Genomic DNA, 15,441 nt, shown 5'->3' with positions numbered 1-15,441 from the left:
AAGACACAGAGGGGGCGTCATGCCCGCACACCACCGGTCCTCCCGCTACGGCCGGTACGCCGGAGGACCCGACCCGCTGGCCCCGCCGGTGGACCTGTCCGAGGCGCTCGAGGCCGTCTCCGAGGACGTCATGGCGGGCTACTCGCCGGAGGACGCGCTGCGCGAGTTCCTCCGGCGGGGCGGCCGCGGCCGGGACGGCCTCGACGACCTGTCCCGGCGCGTGCAGCAGCGCCGGCGCGAACTGCTGAAGCGCCACCGCATGGGCGGCACCCTCGAGGAGGCGAAGAAGCTGCTCGAGAAGGCGCTGCGCCTGGAGCGCGAGCAGTTCCTGCGGGACGCCCGGATGGACCCGATGGACCGCTCCTTCCGGGAGATGCAGCTCGACGGCCTGCCGAGCTCCACGGCCGCCGCCGTCAGCGAGCTCGCGTCCTACGACTGGCAGTCCGAGTCCGCGCGGGAGGCGTACGAGCAGATCAAGGACCTCCTGGGCCGCGAGCTGCTGGACCAGCGCTTCGCCGGGATGAAGCAGGCCCTCGAGAACGCCACGGACGCCGACCGGGAAGCCGTGGCGGAGATGCTCCGGGACCTCAACGGGCTGCTCGAGAAGCACGCCCGGGGCGAGGACACCGACGAGGACTTCCAGGACTTCATGGCCAAGCACGGGGAGCACTTCCCCGAGAACCCGCAGTCGGTCGAGGAGCTGATCGACGCCATGGCCCGGCGCGCCGCGGCGGCCCAGCGGATGCTGAACTCCATGTCCCCCGAGCAGCGCCAGGAGCTGATGCAGCTCTCCGCCCAGGCGTTCGGCTCCCCGGAGCTCATGGACCAGCTCGGCCGGCTCGACGCGAACCTGCAGGGGCTGCGCCCCGGTGAGGACTGGGGCGGCTCCGAGGACTTCGGCGGCCAGGACGGCCTGGGGCTCGGCGACGGCACGGGCGTGCTCCAGGACATCGCCGAGCTCGACGCGCTGGCCGAGCAGCTGGCGCAGCACCACCGGGGCGCCAACCTGGACGACATGGACCTCGACGCGCTCGCGCGCCAGCTGGGCGCTGACGCCGCGGTGTCGGCGCGGACCCTCGCCGAGCTGGAGCAGGCGATGCGGGACAGCGGCTACCTGCAGCGCGGCGCGGACGGCGACCTGCGGCTCTCGCCCCGGGCGGTGCGCCGGATCGGGAAGGCGCTGCTGCGGGACGCCGCGCAGAACCTGTCCTCCCGGACCGGTCAGCGCGACACCCGCCTCGCGGGGGCGGCCGGCGAGCCATCCGGCGCCACGCGGGAGTGGCAGTTCGGGGACGCCGAGCCCTGGGACACCACCCGCACGATCACCAACGCGATCCGGCGCACGGCGGCCGAGGGCGGCGACGCCCGCCGGGGGCTGCGCCTCGACGTCCGGGACATCGAGGTGGCGGAGACCGAGGCGCGCACGCAGGCCGCCGTCGTCCTGCTCGTGGACACCTCGTTCTCCATGGCCGCCGAGGGGCGCTGGGTGCCCATGAAGCGCACGGCGCTGGCGCTCCACCACCTCGTCTCCACCCGGTTCCGGGGGGACCAGCTGCAGATCGTCGCCTTCGGCCGCTACGCCCGCGCGCTGCCGGTCGACGAGCTCACGGGGCTGCCGCCGGTGCGGGAGCAGGGCACCAACCTGCACCACGCGCTGCTGCTCGCCACGCGGTTCTTCCGCAAGCACCCGTCGATGCAGCCCGTCCTGCTCGTGGTCACCGACGGGGAGCCCACGGCGCACCTGCTGCCCGACGGCGAGAGCTGGTTCTCCTGGCCCACGGAGCCGGAGACCCTGCGCGCCACGGTGGAGGAGCTCGACCGGCTGGGGCGCATGGGGGCCCAGGCGACGTTCTTCCGGCTCGGCGACGACCCCGGGCTGGAGCGGTTCCTGCGGCGGATGGCCGAGCGGATCGACGGGCGCGTGGTGGCCCCGGACCCGGCGGACCTGGGCTCCGCCGTCCTGGACGAGTACCTCGGCGCCCGCTCCGGGGACCCCGACGACCTCTGACGGGCGGCGCCGCCCGGGAGCGCGGGGCCGCCTCTCCGCGTGCGGTCCCCGGCCGCCCGCGGTGAGCGGCGGGCCCCGGGTCAGGGGGCCGCGGTCCCGGCACGGGCAGCCGGGGTCCGGCGGTCAGCGGGCCGCGGAGGAGCCCCCGTCGGCCGGCGGGGCGGCATCCGGCCGGTCGGTCGTGGCGCCGCCGTCCTCCCCCGCGGACGCCGCCGGGGAGGGGTCTGCCGGGGCGGACGCCGCGGAGTGCTTCCCGTGGTGCTCGCCCTGCGCCTCGTGCGCGCCGTGGGCGGCGTGCTCGGCCTCGTGCTCGCCCTTGCCGAAGGGCAGCAGCTCCCACACCAGCACCAGGACGGCGCCCCAGGCGAGACCCAGGACCGCGGAGAAGAAGGTGTTCGTGAGCCACGCGAGCGCCGCGCCGAGGCCGCCGGGGACGGCGTCGTGCACGAGGACCTCGACGTGGTGGACGGCCTCGTAGGGGGCGTGCCAGCCCAGTTCGTCGAGGCCCACGAGGATGATGTGCCCGCCCACCCAGAGCATGGCGGCCGTGCCCACGACCGAGATCACCGCGAGCAGGCCGGGCATGCCCTTGACCAGGCCGTGGCCGATCTTCTGCGTGGTCGGGGAGGAGCGCTCGGCCAGGCGCAGGCCGAAGTCGTCCATCCGGATGATCAGGGCCACCACGCCGTAGACCAGGACCGTGATGCCGAGTGCGACGACCACCAGGATGGCCGCGCGCGAGAGCAGCGGCTCATCGGCCACCTCGTTGAGGGAGATGACCATGATCTCGGCCGAGAGGATCAGGTCGGTGCGCACCGCGCCGCCGACCATCGTGTCCTCCGCGTCCTTGCCCTTCTCGACCACCGGGGTCTTGGTCTTGGCCCCGTGGCCCGAGAGCTTGGCCCAGATCTTCTCGGCGCCCTCGAAGCACAGGTAGCTGCCGCCGAGCATGAGGATCGGGGTCAGCAGCCACGGCGCGAACTGGCTCAGCAGCAGGATGACGGGGAGGATGAAGATCAGCTTGTTGCGCAGCGAGCCCTTGGTGATGCGCCAGATGATGGGCAGCTCGCGGGCCGGGGAGACGTCCCGGACGTACTGCGGGGTCACGGCGGTGTCGTCGACGACGACGCCGGCGGCCTTCATGCTCGCCCGGCCGGCGGCCGCGCCGATGTCGTCCACGGAGGCCGCGGTGACGCGGGCCAGGGCGGCGACGTCGTCCAGCAGGGCGATCAGACCGCCGCTCATCGGAGGACCTCCGGCGTGGTCTCGGCAGGGGCGGGCGGCGCCGCGGTGGTGATCAGCATGTTGACAGAGTAGAGCGTCGGACGCCCGGATGCTCCCGCGCGGACCCGCGCGCACCGGTGTCCTGCCGCAGCCGCCGCAGCGGGCGGGCCGTCACGTCGCCGACGGCGGGGACCTAGTGCAGGAGCAGGCTGATGAGCAGGACGGCGGGGAAGGACAGCATCGAGCTCAGGAAGATGATGTCCCGGGCCGCGTTGGCCGGCATGCGGAACTGGGCGGAGAACAGGAAGACGTTCTGCGCCGTGGGCAGGGCGGCCATGACGACGACGCCCAGCAGCTCCGTGCCCGTGAGCCCGAAGCCGAACCAGCCGATCGCCCAGGCCGCGGCGGGCATCACCGTGAGCTTGATCAGCGTCCCGCCGAGCACGTCCGGGACCAGGGCCCGCTGCTCGAAGGGGCGCTGCCCGTGCAGGCTCATCCCGAACAGCAGGAGCAGCAGCGGGATGGAGGACTCGCCGAGCATCTCCAGCGGTGTCCACAGCACCTCGGGCAGCTCCAGTCCGGTCGCGGAGAGCACCGCCCCCAGGGCGGTGCCGACGGTGACCGGGTTGGCCACCGAGCGCAGGATCGTGCGCGCGGTCGAGGTGCTCTCCCGCCCCGGTGCCACCGTCGCGGTCGCGGCACCCGGTCCGGCCCGGTGGGCGGGCCGGGTGGCCACGGAGAACACCACCAGGTAGAGCGGGGCGATCACGAGCAGCTGGGCCAGCAGCACCGAGACCACGGGGGCGGCGCTGCCCACCGCGTAGAGGGCGATGGGCAGTCCGATGTTGCCGGCGTTCACGTAGGAGGAGGCCATCGCGCCCACGGCCGTGCGGGCGGCCCCCCGGCGCAGGAGCAGCCCGCTGAGCAGGATGTAGGACCCTCCCGCCACCGCGGCGGTGGCCAGGGCGATCGGGGTGTAGACCCCGAGCACGGCGCCGAGGTCCGTGCCGGCGACGAGCACCAGCATCAGCGCCGGGTTGGTGAGGTGGTAGACGACGGGGGTCAGGCCGGCACGGATGGTGCCGGCCTGACCAGGGAGCAGGGCTGCGGTGGCGAACCCCGTGGCCGCGAGCACGGCGACCACGCCGAACCCCAGCAGCACCCCCGTCATCCGGTCCCCTCCCGCCCGGTCAGCGGACCAGGCAGGGCCGCTTGGGGTCGAAGCTCCAGCCATCGATCAGGTACTGCATCGCCGCGGCGTCGTCGCGGGCTCCCAGACCGTGCTCGAGGTAGAGCTCGTGGGCGGCCGCGAGGCGGTCGCGGTCCAGCTCGACGCCCAGCCCCGGGGCTGCGGGCACCTGGATCTCGCCGTCGCGGATGGCCAGGGGGTCCCGGGTGAGGCCCTGCCCGTCCTGCCAGATCCAGTGCGTGTCCAGCGCGGTGATCTCCCCCGGGGCCGCCGCGCCCACGTGGGTGAACATGGCCAGGGAGATGTCGAAGTGGTTGTTGGAGTGCGACCCCCAGGTCAGTCCGAACTCGTGGCACAGCTGAGCCACGCGCACGGACCCGGCCATCGTCCAGAAGTGCGGATCGGCCAGCGGGATGTCGACCGCGCCTTCGCGCACCGCGTGGGACATCTCCCGCCAGTCGGTGGCGATCATGTTCGTGGCCGTCCGCAGGCCGGTGGCCCGCCGGAACTCCGCCATGACCTCGCGGCCGGAGAACCGGCCCTCGGCCCCGCACGGGTCCTCCGCGTAGGCCACGACACCCTGCATCCGCCGGCCCAGCCGGACGGCCTCCTCCAGCAGCCAGCCGCCGTTGGGGTCCAGGGTCACCCGGGCCTCGGGGAACCGCTCCTTGATCGCCGCCACGGCGTCGACCTCGACGTCGCCGGCCTGCACCCCTCCCTTGAGCTTGAAGTCGGCGAACCCGTACCGCTCCTTCGCGGCCTCGGCCAGGCGCACCACGGACTCCGGGGTCATCGCCTGCTCGCGGCGCACCCGCTCCCACGCGTCCGCGCCGTGGGGCTCGCGCAGGTAGGGCAGGTCCGTGCTGTCCGGATCGCCCACGAAGAAGAGGTAGCCGAGCATCGGCACGGACCCGCGCTGCTGCCCGTCCCCGAGCAGCTCGGCCACGGGGACGCCGAGGAACTGCCCGTGCAGGTCCAGCAGGGCGGACTCCAGGCCGGTCACCGCGTGCACGGTGGTGCGCAGGTCGAAGGTCTGCAGTCCGCGCCCGCCGGCGTCCCGGTCCGCGAAGGCTGTCGCGACCCGGCGCAGCAGGGTGCGGTAGAGCGCCACCGGCTGCCCGGCGATCAGGCGCCCGGCCTCCTCGATGGTGGTGCGGATCCTCTCCCCGCCCGGCACCTCGCCCAGGCCCGTGCGGCCCTTGGAGTCCGTCACGACGACGACGTTGCGGGTGAAGAACGGTCCGTGGGCGCCGGAGAGGTTCAGGAGCATGGAGTCGTGGCCGGCGACGGGCACGACCTCCACCCGGGCGATGGCGGGCTGGGCGCTCATGCGCGGTCTCCTTCCGGGGTGTCGGCCAGCTGGAGGCGGCCGTCGACCCTGCGGTTGAGGTGCCAGGGGTTCGCCGGCTGCACCGGGGCGGGCAGCAGCGCGGCGGGGATGTTCTGGTAGGCCACCGGGCGCAGGAAGCGCTCGATCGCCAGGGTGCCCACGGAGGTGGTGCGGGAGTCGGAGGTCGCGGGGAACGGACCGCCGTGGACCATGGCGTCGCCGACGTCGACCCCGGTGGGCCAGCCGTTGGCCAGGATGCGCCCGACCTTGCGCTCGAGCACCGGCAGCAGCGGGGCCGCCGTGGCGTGGTCCTCCTCCGACAGGAACAGGCCCGCGGTCAGCTGGCCCTCCATCCGGCGGGCCGCGGCGACCAGCTCCTCCGCGGAGTCGTAGCGGATCGCCAGTGACGAGGCGCCGAAGATCTCCTCCTGCAGGACCGGGTTGGCCAGGAAGGTGGGGACCTCCGTGCCGAAGACCACCGGCGCCGGGGCGTTCTCCGTGGTGCCCTCCCGGCCGCGGGCCACGACCTCGACACCGTCCTGGCCGCCCAGGGTCTCGATGCCCGTCCGGCAGGAGGCCGCGATGCCGGGGGTGAGCATGGTCGCGCCCTCGGCGGCGACCAGCGCGCGCCGCACGGCGTCGAGGAACGCGTCGCCGGCTGCCCCCGCGGGCACGAAGAGCAGGCCGGGGTTGGTGCAGAGCTGTCCGGAGGAACCGGTCAGGGAGGTGACGTAGGCGCGGGCGAGCTCCTCGGCGTCGCCGCGCAGGGCCGACTCGAAGAGGAACACCGGGTTGATGGAGCTCATCTCCGCGTACACGGGGATGGGTTCCGGCCGGGCGGCGGCGGCGGCCATGAGCGACGTGCCGGCGGCCCGCGACCCGGTGAAGCCGACGGCCTTGACCGCCGGGTCCTTGACCAGGGCCTGGCCGATGCTCGCCCCGGGCCCGTAGACCAGGGAGAAGACCCCGGGGTGCAGCCCGGACCCGGCCACGGCGTCGGTGACGGCCCGGCCGACGATCTCGCCGGTGCCGGGATGGGCGTTGTGCGCCTTGAAGATCACCGGGCAGCCGGCGGCCAGGGCGGAGGCGGTGTCCCCACCGGCGGTGGAGAAGGCGAACGGGAAGTTGCTGGCGCCGAACACCGCCACCGGTCCCAGGGGGACCTTGCGCTGGCGCAGGTCCGGGCGCGGCAGGGGCGTGCGCTCGGGCAGGGCGGGCTCGATGCGCACGCCGCGGTGGTCGCCCTGGCGCACGACGGATGCGAACAGCCGCAGCTGGCCGGTGGTACGGGCCAGCTCGCCCTGCAGGCGGGGCTTCGGCAGACCGGTCTCGCTGGAGGCCCGGTCGACCAGTTCCGGGCCGACGGCCTCGATGTTGGCCGCGATCCGCTCGAGGAATCCGGCGTGGGTCTCGGGGTCGAGGCTGCTGAACGACTCCACCGCCTCCTCGGCGGCCGTGGTCGCCTCGGCGAGCTGGGCCTCGTCGATCAGGGTGTAGGCGGGCTCGAGCTCGGCGTTGGTCGCCGGGTCGATGCCGTGGGTGGTGCCGGCGCTGCCGGGGGTCTCGCGGCCGGCGATGATCGAGTGGCCGGTCAGGGTGATGGTCTGGGTGCTCATGGGCGTGAACTCCTGGTGCTGGGTCGGGGGCTTCGGGCGGGACGGGGGATGCTCCCTCAGGCCTTCTGCAGGACGGCGGCCTGGATGAGGGCGGCGAGGTCGGCCAGATCCTGGTCCGTGAGGTCCTGCAGGGGTGGGCGGACGGAGCCGGCGTCGCGGCCGACGGCCTTGAGACCGCCCTTGACGATGGAGACGCCGTAGCCCTTCACCCGGTCGCGGATCTCGAGGTAGGGCAGGACGAAACGGTTGAGCTTGTCGGTCACCGCGTCCCGGTCCTGGGCGCGGACGTCGCGGTAGAACTCCAGGGCGAACTCCGGGACGAAGTTGTACATGGCCGAGGAGTAGGTGCTCATGCCCAGCTGCAGCAGCGGCAGGGCGAACGTCTCGGCGGTGGGCAGGCCGCCCAGGTAGAACAGGCGGTCCCCGTTGCGGGCGTAGACCTTGGTGAGGTGCTCGATGTCCCCGATCCCGTCCTTGAACCCGATGAAGTTCTCGTGGCGATCGGCCAGCCGGGCGACCGTCTCCGCCGAGTAGACCGCGTTCGCCCGGTTGTAGATGATCACCCCGAGATCCGTGGCCGAGCAGATCGCGTCCACGTGCGCCTCCAGCCCCAGCTGGTCGGCCTCGGTGAGGTAGGGGGGCAGGACCAGGAGGCCCTCGGCGCCGGCGGCCTGGGCGTCCTGGGCGTTGCGCACGGCCTGGGCGGTGCTGCCGGCGGCCGGGGCGAGCACCGGCACCGTCCCGCCGACCTCGTCCACCGCGACGCGCACCACCGTGGCGATCTCCTCGGCGGTCAGGGAGAAGCCCTCACCGGTGCCACCGGCGGCGAACAGCCCGGCCACGGGGTAGCTGGCCTGCCAGGCCAGGTGCTCCCGGTAGGCGGTCTCGTCGAAGAGGAGATCGGCGTCGAAGGCGGTGACGGGGAAGGAGAGCAGTCCGTCCTTGAGCTTGTCCGCCAGTTCGTGCGGGGTGTGGTTGGCCACGGGGGTCGTCCTTTGTTCGGGGCCGCTGCGCGGCGGAGAAGTGGTGATTCGTGATCGAGCCTAGAAACGGCTTTGATGCCTGTCCAAGCCCTTTAATGGATGGGTTGATGCCTTATGGGTATTGCTCTGCAGAAGCCCTGCGCGTTCTCCGGTCAGGGGGACAGCAGCGGCACCTCCTCGAGGAACCGCCGCAGCGCAGGATTCCTCGCCCCGCGCACCCAGATGGCGTGCAGCTGCACGGCGTCCGGTGCGTGGCCGTCCAGCGGCAGGTAGGAGACGCCGTCGATGCCCAGCAGGCGGGCGGACTCGGGCACGAAGGCGACACCCCGGCCGGCGGCCACCAGGGCCACCATGGTGACGATCTGGCCCACGGTGTGCACCACGTTGCGGTGGTCGATCTCCACCGTGCGCACGGCGAGGTCGTAGAAGTACCGGGCCGTGGTCGGTGAGTGCATGATCAGCGGGACGTCCCCGAGGTCGGCCGGTGCGACGGGGCGGTCCAGCGACGTCAGGTCGTGGCCTGCCGGGACGGCCAGGCAGAGGGGCTCGGCGAGCAGCAGCCGGGACTCGAAGACGGTGCGGTCGAAGGGCGGGCGGGCCAGGCCCAGGTCCAGCTCTCCGGCCAGCAAGGACTGCACCTGTTCGTCGGTCACCATCTCCTGCAGGTCCACGTCGACCGTCGGCAGCGCCTGCCCGATCTCGGTGAGCAAGGGGCTGAGGACGCTGAAGCCCGACGCCGCGGTGAAACCGATCCGCACCACCCCCGAGCGTCCGGCGGCGATCCGCCGGGCGGTGACGGGAGCCCGGTCGGCGGCCACCACCAGCCGGCGGGCCTCCGCGAGGAACGCCGCACCGGCGGCGGTCAGGACCACTCGGCGGTTGTCCCGCTCCAGGAGCTCGACGCCCAGGGCCTTCTCCAGCTTCTGGATCTGGCGGCTCAGCGGCGGCTGGGTCATGTTGAGCCGTTCGGCGGCGCGGCCGAAGTGGAGCTCCTCGGCCACGGCGATGAAGCTGCGGGCCTGGTCCAGCGTGAACATGGTCTCCTCCGGGTTCCCGTTCCTGCCCGCTAGGCCTTCACCGCCAGGACGGGACAGCTCGCGTCGAGGAGGATGCGCTGGGCGTCGCTGCCCAGGAGCAGCTTGCCCACCTGGGAGCGCTTGCGGATGCCGATGACCAGCATCTCCGCGTCGGCGGCGTGGGAGGCCTGGATGAGGGCGTCGGGCCCGTCCTCACCGGCGCTGCGCTCGGCGCGCGCGCTGATCCCGGCCGCGCGGGCACGGTCCACGAGCGCTTCGAGGTCCGACGCCGCGGCCAGGCGGGGGTCGGTGTGGGAGTGGCGGCCGCTGCTGTTCATGATGACCAGCTCCTGGCCGAGGTCGGCGGCCAGGGACAAGGCCTTGGCATAGGCGGCCTCGCCGCGTTCGTTGGGGACGTATCCGAGGATGATGCTCATGTTCACCTGTTCTCGATCGGCTGTTCCGGAGGGGGACCGGGCTCAGTCCTGGTAGGCCTGGGCATGGGTGTGGAGGGTCTCGTCCGTCTTCGACTGCTGGCGCCTCAGCACCCAGGCCATGACCGGGGCCGCGGCGATCGCGAGGACGATCGTGACCAGGAGGGTGATGGCGATGGGGCTGGCGACGAAGATCGACATGCTCCCCTCGGACAGCCGGACGGACTGGCGGAAGGAGGTCTCGAGCAGGCCGCCGAGCACGAAGGCGAGCACGAGCGGTCCGGGCGGGTACCCGATCTTCTTCATGAGGTAGCCGACCACGCCGAAGCCGATGACCAGGAACATGTCGAAGACGCTGTTGCGCACCGTGTAGACGCCGATCATGGTGATCAGCACGGTCAGCGGGTTGAGGATCGTGGCCTTGACCGAGAGCAGCCGCACGAAGATCCCGATGAGCGGGATCGAGAGCAGCAGCAGGAAGAGGTTCCCGATGTACATCGAGTTGATCACGCCCCAGAAGACGTCCGGGTGGTCGGTGATCAGGCCGGGGCCCGGCGTGATGCCCTGCAGCAGCAGGGCCCCGAACATGATGGCCATCGTCCCGTTGGCGGGGATGCCGAGGGTCAGCAGCGGGATGAACGAGCTGGTGGCGGCCGCGTTGTTCGCGGTCTCCGGGCCGGCGACACCCTCGATGGCACCGCGCCCGAAGCGCTCGGGCCGCTTGGCGAACTTCTTCTCGGTCGCGTAGGCCACCAGGGACGCGATCGTGGCGCCGCCGCCCGGCAGGACGCCCAGTGCGAAACCGGAGACCGACCCGCGGGCAATGGCACCGGAGGAGTCCTTCAGGTCCGTGCCCGTGGGCAGGGCACGCTTGAACTGTGGCGTGCCGGACGTGGCCGACGTCGGGGTGGCGATGTTGTAGAGGATCTCCCCGACCCCGAACAGGCCCATGGCGATGATGACGAAGTCGATGCCGTCGGCCAGGTTGTCCGAGCCGACCGTGAACCGGCTGACGCCGGTGACCGGGTCCCGGCCGACCGTGGCCAGCAGCAGGCCCACGGTGGCCGCGATGGCGGCCTTGCGGGCCGAGCCGTTGCCCAGCGAGGAGACCAGCAGGATGCCCAGCAGGGCCAGCAGCGTGTACTCCGCGGGACCGAAGTCCAGGGCGAAGGAGGCCACCAGCGGCGCCAGGAAGGTCAGGCCGACGATGGCGATGGTGCCGCCGATGAACGACCCGACGGCGGCGATGCCCAGGGCGGCGCCGGCGCGGCCCTGCCGCGCCATCTGGTAGCCGTCCAGGGCGGTGACCACGCTGGAGGCCTCGCCGGGCAGCCGGAGCAGCACCGAGGTGATGGTGCCGCCGTACTGAGCGCCGTAGAAGATGCCGGCGAGCAGGATGATGGCGCCGGCGGGCTCCATCGTGTAGGTGATGGGCAGCAGGATGGCGATCGTGGCGGCCGGGCCCAGGCCCGGCAGCACCCCGATGAGCATGCCCAGGGTGACGCCCAGCAGGCAGAACAGCAGGTTCGCCGGCTGCAGCACCACGTCGAAGCCCCCGAGGGCGTCGTTGAGAATATCCATGGCAGGAAGTCGCTTCCTAGAAGAGGTGCGGGATGGGCACGGCGAAGACGAGCACGAACAGGGCGTACACCGCGACGGTGGCCACGACGGCCACCGTGACGGCGGGCCGCCACCCCTCCTTGCCCAGGACCCTGATCCAGAAGACCAGGAGCAGGACGGTGGGGATCTCGAACCCGATCACCGGCAGCAGCCCCGCGTAGACCAGCAGGCTGGCGACGCTGAGTGCCACGGGCAGGACGCCCCCGTCGAACGCCTCGACGTCGTCGTCCTGCTTCGCCCGGAGCAGGGCGATCACCGAGGCCGCGACCATGGCCAGGGAGATCGCGAAGGGCCACAGGCCCGCGCCGGGGTCGCTGAGGGAGCCGATGCCCAGCCCGAAGGCCACGACGGCGCCGGCCACCCCCAGCACCAGGGGAACGAGGGCGCCGAGGCGGGCGGTGGTGGCACCACCGCGCGCGGGCTCCTCCTCGAACTCCACGTCGTTCTCCGGTCCGTGCGTTCCGTGGGCCACGGTGGAGGAGCTCACTCGGTGCCTCCGATGCCGTACTCCTCCGCCAGCTCGGCGTAGGTCCGGGTGTCCTCCTCCACGGTGCTGACGACCTCGGACGGCTCCGCGTCCCACTCCCCGATGAGGTTGGTCTCGAGGAACTCCTGGAACTCGGGAGAGTCCTTGGCGGTCTCCACCGACTCCCGCAGCGTGGAGACCACGTCCTCAGGGGTGTCCGTGGGGACGGCCATCCAGCGGCGCTGCTTGACGTCGACGTCGTGGCCGGCCTCCTCGACGGTCGGCACGTCGGGGAAGTACTGGCTGCGCTCGTCGGAGAAGACGGCCAGCGGGACGAGCTCACCGGCGTCGATCTGGGCCTTCACCTCGGCGAGCTGAGTGGCGGTGGCGTCGGCGTGGTTGCCCAGCACGGCCGTCACGGCGGCGGACCCGCCGTCGAACGGCACGTCGGTGGCGTTCTTGCCGGCGAGGGAGAACAGCGCCGCCTGCCCGAACTGGCCGCCGGTGCCGGCGCCGGACGTCGCGTACTTGATGTCCTGCTTCTCGAGGAGCTGATCCAGCGTGGTGATCCCCGAGTCCTTGTTGACGACCAGGATGTACTCCTCCTCGGAGACGGGCGCCACGACGGTCATGTCCTCCATGGTCTTGGCGTCCGCGTCCTCGACGAACAGCGGCGTGATGGCGAACAGGGACTCGGCGGCCAGGACGGTGCTGTAGCCGTCGCCCGTGGAGTTGAGCACCTCCTTGGTGCCCACGGCCGTGTTGGCCCCCGCCTTGTTCTCGACCACGACGCTCTGGCCGAGGGGCTCCTCCATCGAGGAGGCCAGGGCGCGGGAGATCAGGTCGGTGCTTCCTCCGGGGCTGGACGGGGCCACCAGGTTGACCGACTTGGTCGGGAAGTCCTCCCCGCCGGAGGCGGTCTGCACGCCTCCGCAGCCCGTGAGGACCAGGGACAGGATGCCGAGACCGGTGATCGTGGCGAGCGCAGGCTTCTTGGAGTTCATCTGGATCTTTCCTCTGCTGGATGGGCTGACCGGTGCGGACGGCCGGTGGGGCGGGCGCCGGGGGTGCGGCCGGCGGACCGCGAAGTGCTTCGAGGTGGAGGTGAGCAGTCCGCATCTGGCGTCGAACTGCGGTCCCTCCGGAAACTTCGTCTATATATGTAGACAAGAGTTAGTGATAGGACTCATAGTTGTGTATGAGATCGATCACTGTCAAGGGCCGAAAAGCCGCGAGGAAGAGGGATCCGCATGGAGCAGCAGGAGAGAACCGAAGGAGCCGCGGCGGGCAACGGGGTGCGCGGGGTCAAGTCGGCCGCCCGGACGGTCGAGGTCCTGGAGGTGCTGGCGGCCCGGGGCAATGAACCCGTCACCGTGCGGGAGCTGTGCGAGGCGATGGGGGCTCCGCGCAGCAGCATGTACGCCCTGCTGCGCACGCTGACCGATCTGGGATGGGTGCGCAGCGACTCCACGCACTCCCTCTACAGCATCGGCATCCGCGCCCTTCTGGCCGGCACCACCTACCTGGACACCGACCCCCTGCTGCAGGTCGTCCACCCGCACGTGGAGCAGGTGAGCAGGCGCCTCGAGGAGACCGTGCACTACGGACGTCTCGACCGCACGGACATGGTCTACCTGGCCACGCACCAGTCCACCGCCTACGAACGCACCCGCAACCGCGTCGGCCGGCGCCTGCCCGCCTACTCCACCTCCCTGGGGAAGGCCGTGCTGGCCCACTTCGACGACACCGAGCTGGAGGCCCACCTGCCGCCCTCCCTGACCGCACTGACACCCCGCACGATCACGTCCCGGGCTGCCCTCAAGGAGGACCTGGCCGCCACCCGGGAACGGGGGTACTCGATCGACGACGAGGAGAACACGCCGGGCCTCCGGTGCTTCGGCGTGGCCCTGCCCATCCGCTCCGGGATCACCGACGCACTCAGCTGCTCGGTGCCGATCGAGCGACTGACGCCCGAGCACGAGCAGGAGATCGTCGACGCCCTGCGCTCGACCGCCGACATCACCCTCCAGATCGTCCGAGGGCTGGGCGGCCTGCTCAGCTGAGCACGGTCCGACCCAGGGCTCAATACCTTTTCCGTATCGTTCAGTGCATTTTCGGGCTTGTACTTGTATTACGCCCGATGTCTACGCTCAGCCCAGGATCCAACACGCCGGGCCCGGCCCGGCCGTTCTGCCACCGACCAGAAAGCACCCTCCGTGACTCAGCACATCGTCCCAGAAGCACTCCTCGGCCAGGTCTCGATCACCGGGGTCACCATCACGCCGGTCGCGTTCAGGGACCCGCCCCTGCTCAACGCCGTCGGGGTCCACGAACCCTTCGCCCTGCGCGCCGTCGTGGAGGTGCACACCGATGCCGGGACGACCGGGCTCGGCGAGACCTACGGGGACGCAGCCCATCTGCGCCGACTGCAGGTCGCAGCCGGGGCCGTCACCGGCGTCGACGTCTTCAACGTCAATCTGCTCCGGCAACGGGTCGCGGCCGCGCTGGCCCAGGACACCGTCCAGGGCGGTCACGGCATGAGCGGCATGGTCACCGGCTCGTCCACCGCCGACCGGGTGCTCTCCCCCTTCGACGTCGCCGCCCTGGACATCCAGGGCAAGCTGCTCGGCCGGCCGGTCAGCGCTCTTCTCGGCGGCGCCGTGCGCGAGGCCGTCCCGTTCAGCGGCTACCTCTTCTACAAGTGGGCCGGCCACCCCGGACACGAGGACGACTCGTGGGGCGCCGCGCTGGACCCCGAGGGCGTGGTCCGCCAGGCCCGGCGCATGGTCGACGAGTACGGGTTCACGGCGCTCAAGCTCAAGGCGGGGGTGTTCCACCCCGACCAGGAGATCGCCGCCGTCCGGGCGCTCCGGGAGGAGTTCCCCGGCCTCCCGCTGCGGATCGACCCGAACGCCGCCTGGTCCGTGGAGACCTCCGTCCGTGTCGGCCGCGAGCTGGACGGGGTGCTGGAGTACCTCGAGGACCCCACCCCCGGGATCGAGGGCATGGCGCAGGTCCGTCGCAGCGTCTCGATGCCCCTGGCGACCAACATGTGCGTGGTGAGCTTCCAGGACGTCCCCCCGGCCGTCGCCGCCGGCGCGGTGGACGTCGTCCTCTCCGACCACCACTTCTGGGGCGGGCTGCGCCGCTCCCAGGCCCTGGCCGGGATCAGCGAGACCTTCGGCCTGGGGCTGTCCATGCACTCCAACTCGCACCTCGGGATCAGCCTGGCCGCCATGGTCCACCTCGCCGCCGCCACCCCGAACCTCGACTACGCCTGCGACACCCACTGGCCCTGGAAGGACGCGGACGAGGACATCGTCCAGCCCGGCGCCCTCCGCTTCGTCGACGGCTCGGTGCCGGTGCCGACCGCCCCTGGGCTCGGGGTCGAGCTGGACCGTGACGGGCTGGAGAAGCTCCACAGCCAGTACCTCGAGTGCGGCCTGCGCAGCCGCGACGACACCGGCTACATGCAGCGGATCAACCCGGAGTACGAGCTGACGTCCCCACGTTGGTGACCGCAGCCACCGGAACCTCGCCCGCCCGTGCCGAGGC

General features: G+C 72.0%; 13 protein-coding genes. 3 read left to right on the top strand and 10 right to left on the bottom strand.

All coding sequences use genetic code 11. The features are described 5' to 3' along the window. Positions 1 to 19 precede the first annotated feature (19 nt). On the top strand, positions 20 to 2,008 hold the full coding sequence (locus tag RCG67_RS01290; RefSeq protein ID WP_368824478.1) for a vWA domain-containing protein: 1,989 nt from the start codon (positions 20 to 22) through the stop codon (positions 2,006 to 2,008). A gap of 123 nt (positions 2,009 to 2,131) precedes the next feature. Here RCG67_RS01290 and RCG67_RS01285 read toward each other — a convergent pair whose 3' ends face one another. From RCG67_RS01285 to RCG67_RS01240, 10 genes are all read right to left on the bottom strand, one after another. Next, entirely contained in the window at positions 2,132 to 3,253 is a 1,122-nt protein-coding gene (locus RCG67_RS01285) for a DUF808 domain-containing protein (RefSeq protein WP_368824477.1), read from the bottom strand. A gap of 172 nt (positions 3,254 to 3,425) precedes the next feature. After that, the gene (locus RCG67_RS01280; protein WP_368824476.1) at positions 3,426 to 4,403 is read right to left on the bottom strand and encodes an AEC family transporter; all 978 of its coding nucleotides are present in this window, start codon (positions 4,401 to 4,403) and stop codon (positions 3,426 to 3,428) included. 19 nt (positions 4,404 to 4,422) lie between these two features. Then, entirely contained in the window at positions 4,423 to 5,751 is a 1,329-nt protein-coding gene (locus tag RCG67_RS01275; protein WP_368824475.1) for an enolase C-terminal domain-like protein, read from the bottom strand. Beyond that, positions 5,748 to 7,367 carry an aldehyde dehydrogenase (NADP(+)) gene (locus RCG67_RS01270; RefSeq protein WP_368824474.1) on the bottom strand — a complete coding sequence of 540 codons (1,620 nt, stop codon included), beginning with the start codon at positions 7,365 to 7,367 and terminating at the stop codon, positions 5,748 to 5,750. The genes RCG67_RS01275 and RCG67_RS01270 overlap by 4 nt, the downstream gene beginning before the upstream one ends. A gap of 56 nt (positions 7,368 to 7,423) precedes the next feature. Then, a complete protein-coding gene (gene kdgD / locus RCG67_RS01265; protein ID WP_368824473.1) occupies positions 7,424 to 8,350 on the bottom strand; it encodes a 5-dehydro-4-deoxyglucarate dehydratase in 927 nt (308 codons plus the stop codon). Between the two features lie 152 nt (positions 8,351 to 8,502). Continuing rightward, complete coding sequence (locus RCG67_RS01260; RefSeq protein ID WP_368824472.1) at positions 8,503 to 9,387, bottom strand: LysR family transcriptional regulator; 885 nt, start codon at positions 9,385 to 9,387, stop codon at positions 8,503 to 8,505. A gap of 29 nt (positions 9,388 to 9,416) precedes the next feature. Then, positions 9,417 to 9,803: a universal stress protein gene (locus RCG67_RS01255; protein WP_368824471.1), complete on the bottom strand. Its 387-nt coding sequence runs from the start codon at positions 9,801 to 9,803 to the stop codon at positions 9,417 to 9,419. Between the two features lie 42 nt (positions 9,804 to 9,845). Continuing rightward, positions 9,846 to 11,381 carry a tripartite tricarboxylate transporter permease gene (locus RCG67_RS01250; protein WP_368824470.1) on the bottom strand — a complete coding sequence of 512 codons (1,536 nt, stop codon included), beginning with the start codon at positions 11,379 to 11,381 and terminating at the stop codon, positions 9,846 to 9,848. 16 nt (positions 11,382 to 11,397) lie between these two features. Further along, entirely contained in the window at positions 11,398 to 11,907 is a 510-nt protein-coding gene (locus RCG67_RS01245; RefSeq protein WP_368824469.1) for a tripartite tricarboxylate transporter TctB family protein, read from the bottom strand. After that, positions 11,904 to 12,890, bottom strand: coding sequence for a Bug family tripartite tricarboxylate transporter substrate binding protein (locus tag RCG67_RS01240; RefSeq protein WP_368824468.1), 987 nt, complete (start codon positions 12,888 to 12,890; stop codon positions 11,904 to 11,906). The genes RCG67_RS01245 and RCG67_RS01240 overlap by 4 nt, the downstream gene beginning before the upstream one ends. 246 nt (positions 12,891 to 13,136) lie before the next feature. Between RCG67_RS01240 and RCG67_RS01235 the strand changes: the two genes are divergently transcribed. Together RCG67_RS01235 and RCG67_RS01230 are read left to right on the top strand one after the other, a co-directional pair. Beyond that, the gene (locus tag RCG67_RS01235) at positions 13,137 to 13,949 is read left to right on the top strand and encodes an IclR family transcriptional regulator (protein ID WP_368824467.1); all 813 of its coding nucleotides are present in this window, start codon (positions 13,137 to 13,139) and stop codon (positions 13,947 to 13,949) included. Positions 13,950 to 14,102: 153 nt separating this feature from the next. Beyond that, positions 14,103 to 15,404, top strand: coding sequence for a glucarate dehydratase family protein (locus RCG67_RS01230; RefSeq protein ID WP_368824466.1), 1,302 nt, complete (start codon positions 14,103 to 14,105; stop codon positions 15,402 to 15,404). Positions 15,405 to 15,441: the final 37 nt, after the last annotated feature.

Source organism: Kocuria cellulosilytica, assembly GCF_040981245.1.
GTDB classification, from domain to species: domain Bacteria; phylum Actinomycetota; class Actinomycetes; order Actinomycetales; family Micrococcaceae; genus Kocuria; species Kocuria cellulosilytica.
Note: the sequence above shows the minus strand (reverse complement) of the source record. Positions and strands in the feature narration are given on the sequence as shown.